The organism is Vibrio hibernica (assembly GCF_015223435.1).
Taxonomy (GTDB): domain Bacteria; phylum Pseudomonadota; class Gammaproteobacteria; order Enterobacterales; family Vibrionaceae; genus Vibrio; species Vibrio hibernica.
In genome coordinates this window covers 1-5,756 of sequence record NZ_VHKO01000091.1, presented here as the reverse complement: position 1 = coordinate 5,756, position 5,756 = coordinate 1, and the positions used below count along the sequence as shown (strand labels likewise).

Sequence of the window (5,756 nt, the reverse complement as noted above, 5' to 3'; positions counted from 1 at the left end):
TCGGCATGTAAAAACGCAGCAACTCAAAACAGGCATTTCACTCGGTACTTTTTGCAAAAGTGCCGAGTTTTTTTCGAAAAAAGTTCTTGCAGGTGATTTTTTTGTTTGTTTAAAGGAATTGTTAGGGCTGAAGAACTTGAATTTTCCTTGGTGGATTTCACATCTGAAGCTTGTATTGATTCTTTTTTCTGTCCAAATAAGGCAAAATCAACACTATTTTTTGCAAGTATATTGTTTGTCGCAACTTTCATTAGGAATCGCAATGTCACACCTTACTGATTTACTCGATGAGTTTAGAGTAGCTAGCCAATCTGAACGAGAAAAAGGCACATATTTTGAAGAGCTTACAGTTGCATTCTTTAAAAATGAACCAGCTTATAAAGATCACTATTGTGAAGTTTTTACTTATAGTGAATGGGCTAAATCATATGGTCGAGATGGAAAGGATGTTGGTATTGATTTAGTTGCAAAAACAGCAGCGACAGGTGAATACCATGCAATCCAATGTAAGTTTTATGCAGATGAACATCGTGTTCAAAAGAAAGATATAGACAGTTTTTTTACTGCTTCAGGTCAAGCTCCGTTTAAGCATCGCATTATTGTTACTACAACAAATAATTGGAGTGAAAATGCAGAAGCCGCTTTAATTGGTCAGAATCCACCTGTGACTAAAATTGATTTACAAGCTTTAGAAGATAGTCAAATTGACTGGAGTAAATATAAGCCTGATGCTGCAACAGTTACTCTTAAAGCTAAAAACTCCCCTCGGCCACATCAACAAAATGCAATCCAAGGTGTAAAAAGCGGTTTAGCTACGGCTGAACGAGGCAAACTAATCATGGCATGTGGTACTGGTAAGACTTTTACCTCATTGAAAATAGCGGAAGAAATTGCTGGCAAAGGCGGTAAAGTGTTATTCCTTGTTCCTAGCTTGTCTTTGTTATCACAAACATTGACCGAATGGACACATCATACACAAATTCCATTGCATTCATTTGCTGTTTGTTCTGATAGTGAAGTGGGGAAAAAACGCAAAAAAGACGATGATATTGTTCAAACGTTCACTCATGAACTGCGCTACCCAGCAACCACTAATGCAAAGCAGTTAGCTAAAGAATTTGAACAAAGACATGATGATGAACATATGAGTGTGATATTTAGTACCTATCACTCTATTGAAGTTATTGGTAATGCTCAGAAAGAATATTCTCTTAGTGAATTTGATTTAATCATTTGTGATGAAGCTCACCGCACCACTGGTGCCACATTTGCGGGCACAGATGAAAGTGCTTTCGTGAAAGTTCATGATAAAGATTTCATTCAAAGTAAAAAGCGTCTTTATATGACTGCTACGCCTCGCATTTATGGTGAAGTGGCTAAAGCTAAAGCTGATAAAGGTGAAGTAACTCTTGCTTCAATGGATGATGAATCTATTTATGGTAAAGAATTATTTGTACTGACTTTCTCTGAAGCAGTGAGTCGTGGATTGTTGTGTGATTACAAAGTTATCGTATTAACAATGGATGAGCATCATATTACCCGTCGAATTCAAAATCTCTTAAAAGATGAGAATAACAGCCTAAAGGTAGATGATGCTGCGAAAATTATTGGTTGTTGGAAAGCACTTAGTAAGCACCAAATGAAGGAGGGTGTTGAGCTTGATCCATTACCTATGAAACGAGCGGTTGCATTCTGCCAAGTCATAGAGCCTTCAACGGGCAAAACAAAGCATAAGGTGAGTTCAAAGCAAATTGCTGATATGTTCCAAGCGGTTGTGGATGCCTATCAAGAAAAAGAAAATGATGCTGATGATCTTGTTTGTGAGGTGCAGCATGTTGATGGCAGTATGAATGCAACCACCAAAGAAGAAAAAATCAATTGGCTAAAACAAGAGCCAGAAGAAAATAGCTGTAAAATTCTGTCTAATGTTCGCTGTTTATCTGAAGGTGTTGATGTTCCAGCCCTTGATGCCGTCCTATTTTTAACTCCTCGTAATTCACAAGTTGATGTTGTTCAATCTGTTGGCCGAGTAATGCGTAATGCGCCTAATAAAACTCGTGGTTACGTTATTCTTCCTGTTGTTGTTCCAACTGGTATGAATGCAACTGAAGCATTGAATGACAACCAAACTTACCGTGTCGTATGGGAAGTTTTGCAAGCTCTGCGTTCTCACGATGATCGCTTTGATGCCATGATCAACAAGCTGGATCTAACGAACAACGATAATAAGAAAATGGAAGTAATTGCTGTTACTGATGCAACAGTAAGAGCACAGAAAGCAAGCAAGACACGTAAAAGGAATGAACTTGCTAATAAAGCTAAAGCAGGTTCTAGCATTGGTACAAATCAAGGTACTTCAGCTCAAAATCAAGTTGATATGAATTTTGAATTTGAAACAGGTGAGTTGGAAAGAGCTTTAGTTGCCAAAGTGGTGGAAAAGTGCGGTAACCGAAACCACTGGGAGGAATGGGCAAATGATATCTCTAAAATTGCTCGTACCCATATTAATCGTATAACAACAATCGTTACTTCACCTGAAAATAAAGCCGAGAAGAAGGCTTTCCAAGAATTTGTCACAGAGTTACGTGATGATCTGAATGATGCTATTACCGAAGCTGAAGTCATAGAAATGCTGGCTCAGCATCTTATTACTCAACCTGTATTTGAAGCACTATTTGAAGGTTATAGTTTCGGCCGTGACAACTGTGTTTCCCAAGCAATGGATAAGATCCTAAATCTTTTACAAGAGCATCATATTCAAAAAGAAAGTGACAGCCTTGAGAAATTCTACGCTAGTGTGAAATTTAGAGCAGAAGGTATTGATAATGCGGCAGGTAAACAAAAAATCATTCTAGAACTGTACGATAAATTCTTTAGAAATGCTTTTCCTAGAATGACTGAGCGTTTAGGTATTGTATATACACCAGTTGAGGTAGTGGATTTCATCATTCATAGTATTGAGCATGTGTTACAAACTCAGTTTAACCAAAGTTTGGGCAGTAAAGGTGTTCATATTCTTGACCCATTTACAGGCACAGGTACTTTCGTTACTCGCTTGCTTCAAAGTGGCATTATCAAACCTGAAGACTTACCTCATAAGTATGAAAATGAAATTCATGCCAATGAACTTGTATTACTCGCTTATTATATTGCTGCTATTAACATAGAGGCTGTATACCATGGTGTTGCTGGTGGAGATTACAAGCCTTTCAAAGGAATTTGTTTAACGGATACTTTCCAGTTACACGAGCAAGATGACCAAATACAAAATGCATTAGCGGAAAATAGCCGCCGTCGCATTCATCAGCGTAACCTGAAAGAAATCCGTGTGATTATGGGGAATCCACCATATTCATCAGGGCAAGATAGTGCTAATGATAATAACCAAAACTTAAAGTATCCTAAGTTAGATCAACGTTTGGCCGAAACTTATGTAGCGCAAAGTGAATCAACGCTAAAAAATGCTCTTTATGATAGCTATATTCGAGCAATTCGTTGGGCATCCGATCGTATTGGTGATGCTGGCGTTGTTGGTTTTGTAACTAATGCTGGTTTTATTGACTCAAATAGTGCTGCTGGTATTCGTAAATGCTTAGCGGATGAATTTTCAAATATTTGGATCTTCCATCTGAGAGGTAATCAAAGAACACAAGGTGAGCAATCAAGAAAAGAAGGAGGGAAAATATTTGGTAGTGGCAGTCGGGCTCCTATAGCTATATCTGTTTTAGTCAAAAATCCAGATGCTCTCGAACATGGGAAAATCTACTACCATGATATCGGTGACTATTTGAACCGAGAGCAAAAGCTAGAAAAAATTGCAAACTTTACCAGTTTAAAAGGGATCACTGATACAGATTCTTGGGTAGAAATTGTTCCTGATACTCATGGTGACTGGGTCAATCAGCGAGATGATAGTTTTTCTAATTTCATTTCAATTACCAGTAAGGCTAATGTGCCTAAAATTTACGATCGTTATAGTTTAGGAATTGTCAGTAGCCGTGATTCATGGTGCTGGAATAGTAGCAAAAAATCTGTTCAATATAATATGAATAAAATGATTTCTAATTATAATCGTGAGGTTTTAAAAGTTCAGTCAAAATATTCAAACAGAACACCACAAGAAATTGCAAAACTATCTATAAATGAAATTAATATAAATCCTATAGATATCAGTTGGTCAAGGAGCTTAAAAAACAACCTAGCTAAGGGAACTCGATTCTTGTTTAACGAAAGTAAATGTAATATTGGTCTTTATCGACCATTTACAAAAAATTGGGTTTATTTCGATAAGGATTTTATAGAGTCTTCTTCTCAAGTATCGAAACTATTGCCGAAGAAAGGCATTCATAATCTAATAATCCATACATCTGGCATTGGATCAAAAGACTTTTCAACTATAATAACGAATCATATTCCTTGCTATGACAGTATAGGCAAATCTCAATGTTTTCCTCTTTACTTTTATGATGAAACTGGAACAAAACAAACAGATGGCATTAATGATGAATCATTAGCTCACTTTCAAAAAAACTACCCTGAGCTAAGTATTAGTAAGGAAGATATTTTCTACTATATCTATGGTTTGCTTCATAGTGAGGATTATCGCTCTAAGTATGCTGATAACTTATCAAAAGAATTACCACGAATCCCTCGTGTAAAAGAAGCAAGTGATTTTACTGCTTTCAGCCAAGCCGGTAGAAAGTTGTCGGATTTGCATATCAACTATGAAACGGTTGAATGTTACAAAGTAGAACTGGATAGTCAAGCGACAGAAGATACTCATTACTATGTTGAAAAAATGAAGCATCCTAAGAAAAGAGTAGATGGTAAAAGTGTTGATGATAAATCATCTATCATTTACAACCACAGAATTACCATTAACAACATACCGGAAGATGCTTATCGTTATGTCGTGAATGGTAAATCAGCTATTGCATGGGTAATGGAGCGCCAATGCGTTAAGACAGATAAAGCGAGTGGTATTGTTAATGATGCTAATCTTTGGGCAACTGAGACAATGAATAATCCGAAATACCCACTTGAGCTGGTTCTTCGTGTTATCACTGTCAGCTTAGAGACTATGAAGATTGTTGATACATTACCTAAGCTAGATTTCAATATACTTTCATGATTTAACTCATCCTTAAATCTCAAGCAGCGAGAGTGTTATCGCTGCTTGAATTGTTTCTATCGGGGCTAAATACCACCAAATCAATTTTGTTCTTGGCTGGTGGCTTTTGTTGTTATCAGATAGATCTAAATCCTAAGGTAGATGTTATTCAAGATGTTTATGTCTTTGTGTCCAGTGATTTTTGATACTTCAACAATACTCATACCAGATTCGAAAAGGCGACAAGCTCCTTCCGCTCTTAAATCGTGATAGCGTAAATCAAGGATCTTTAGTTTTTTACACGTCCTTTGCCAAGCTGCACTTATCGACTGAGGGTTGTAGGGGAAAATTCTTCCTTCGTTATCAAGTTTGGGCTGTTTTAAGATTATTTTTAAAGAATCTCCAAGCAATGGAATGGTGCAATGGTTTCCAATCTTATGGCGTGGATCTTTCCTATCTCTAATGATTATCTTTTTGTTTTTAATATCGAGATCTTCCCATCGTATTCGTGTCACCTCTCCAAGCCTCATGCAAGTAGCGATAGAAAAATGGAAAATATCAACCAATGGGATTCCTGCTGCATGGTGATTTTGTCGATCAAATAGTACAGCTTCAATATCTCTTAGTTCTTGCGGTGTAGGTCGAC

The 5,756-nt window shown here is 37.0% G+C and carries 2 protein-coding genes; one reads left to right on the top strand and one right to left on the bottom strand.

The window, feature by feature from the left end; translation table 11 throughout:
* Positions 1–262 precede the first annotated feature (262 nt).
* A complete protein-coding gene (locus FH976_RS15355; RefSeq protein ID WP_194091658.1) occupies positions 263–5,131 on the top strand; it encodes a DEAD/DEAH box helicase in 4,869 nt (1,622 codons plus the stop codon).
* Positions 5,132–5,256: 125 nt separating this feature from the next.
* Here FH976_RS15355 and FH976_RS15350 read toward each other — a convergent pair.
* Positions 5,257–5,756: site-specific integrase (locus FH976_RS15350; protein ID WP_194091657.1), on the bottom strand; the 500-nt coding region annotated here is incomplete at its 5' end.

Bases quoted from the DNA above. Each gene is read 5' to 3' on its own strand.
- FH976_RS15355 (WP_194091658.1), top strand. From the start codon at position 263: ATGTCACACCTTACTGATTTACTCGATGAGTTTAGAGTAGCTAGCCAA.